This window comes from Endozoicomonas sp. SESOKO2 (genome assembly GCF_024606245.1).
Taxonomy (GTDB): Bacteria; Pseudomonadota; Gammaproteobacteria; order Pseudomonadales; family Endozoicomonadaceae; genus Endozoicomonas_A.
In genome coordinates, this window is record NZ_JAHHPQ010000230.1 from 1 (window position 1) to 1,831 (window position 1,831).

Annotated in this window: 1 protein-coding gene; it reads left to right on the forward strand. The window is 51.9% G+C overall.

Annotation, left to right across the window (positions count from 1 at the left end; genetic code table 11):
• Positions 1-1,831: hypothetical protein (locus tag KDK17_RS05705; protein WP_257287560.1), on the forward strand; the 1,831-nt coding region annotated here is incomplete at both ends.

Below are 1,831 nucleotides of genomic sequence, written 5' to 3' on the forward strand. Positions count from 1 at the left end.
CACCAGTGAGGAGCTACCAAAATTTAACGATCTGCTGGACCCGGACAACCCCTGTCTGTACGACAAAGTCAGTCAGAGTAAACGCCCCCTGGGTGAGCATGTTGCTCTGCTGGTGGTGGCAGATCCTGCACAGTTGGCATCGGTTGGCCGGTGTGATGACGCTCCGGGGGCTGATTTCTGGCGGCGAATTAATCGGCCGGGAAATACCTGGCAGTTCGACCCGGAGAATGGCAAGGACTCATCGATGCACATCAGCGAGGTTCCTCCGTTATTGGCTGAACTTCCTTGTGGCGAAAGGGTTATGGACGACGGCAATACCATTCTTATCAACTGTCACTTGCACAGTCACTGGCGACAGTTGCTTCTGGGTGGTCCCGGAGTGAGTGAGCAGGGGCGGATCCGGCACATCCCCGGCAGGTTTGAACTATTGAAGGACGGACAACGGGTAATTCTGAAAGGGGCCAATTGGCAGGATCTGGCCTTTGAACAGACGATTCGACAGATGCTGGCGCAAAAAAGTTATGAGAGCAATGGCAAGATCTGTCAGTTACCGGACAATGTTCATTTTTATCAGATGCCGGTAGGTAAAGATGAGCTTAATTCACTGTTCCAAAGCCTGTTCCACTCTCTGCCCGGCTTGAGTGAGGAAAAACTTGATAAAGGGCTCTCCCCAAATAAACCAAAAGACCCGATCATCATTAACCAGAGTAATATCAGGGAGTGGCTGAGCCCCATTGCCATTGTCCCGGAGGGCTATGCAGTTCCTAATACGGGTCTGTTGGAACAAGTTCGAGCGGGTGGTGTAGTCACCGTCACATCTCCCCTCACTGAGGCACTTTGGTTTTGTTTACTGGGTTCACTGCACAGGATTCGGGAAACGACAGGTCTGGAGCTCAGACTGCAGGTGGCTCATACCAAACGGCAACCAAAAGCTCTGGAATTGGAAGAAACCGATAAATACCCTTTGTTCGCTGACCTTCACTCAAAGGAAAAAAATAGCGGTCACGCCGCCCTTAGTACCGTCACGTATCAACAGTATGCCCAGGCAAGTCATTGGATCAATAATCACTCTGAATCACCTTTGGTCATTCAGCTTAATGAACAGACCAGCTTCAGTCAGCTGTTTGATAATATCCATATCGCCTCGGAACAAAAGGCACATTTTGGACGACGTCAGAGTGAGTTGCAGGAGGCTTTAAACTCTGGTGGGCCGGTCATATTGCGGGGGCTCGAGACTAATCCAAACCTCCAGCAACTTCTGGAGCCCCTGGCCGTTGGGCAACCTTTGTTGGTTAATGGCCAATTACAGGCTTACCCGGAAGCTCGTGTCACCGTTCTCTGGCCTGAGTTTTTGAAAAGTTCATCTCCACTATGGCGTTCGATAATAGCCACGGGTGAACCGTGTCCCGGGGTCGATATCTGGGGGATCAATGAGGTTAAGCATGATATCCCCCGGGCTGAGATGCCACGAAAAGCGCTTCAACAAATTTACGAAGCGTTTAAAACCGTGCCTCCCGACCTTTGTAACCCTCTGCCTGAACTGACCGAAGGGGTGTTGAATAACCTGATACTGGCTGCCCGGCGGGCACAACGGGTTGACCAGTCCCCAAAGCTCCTGCCCCGACACTGGCGCAAGGCCATTAATAGCGTCATCACCCATGGCACCCGACAGAATCCGTCAGTGCGGGATTTTATGAAAGTGGCCTGTTGGTGGTTACTGCCGGATGCCTGTAAAAAGCCGGGTGCTCATAGGAGGTCCGATGAGGGTCAAACTGCCTCGGTAGACCCGGATCGGTTAAATGCCATCATCAACAGTGCCCAGCGGTTGGAT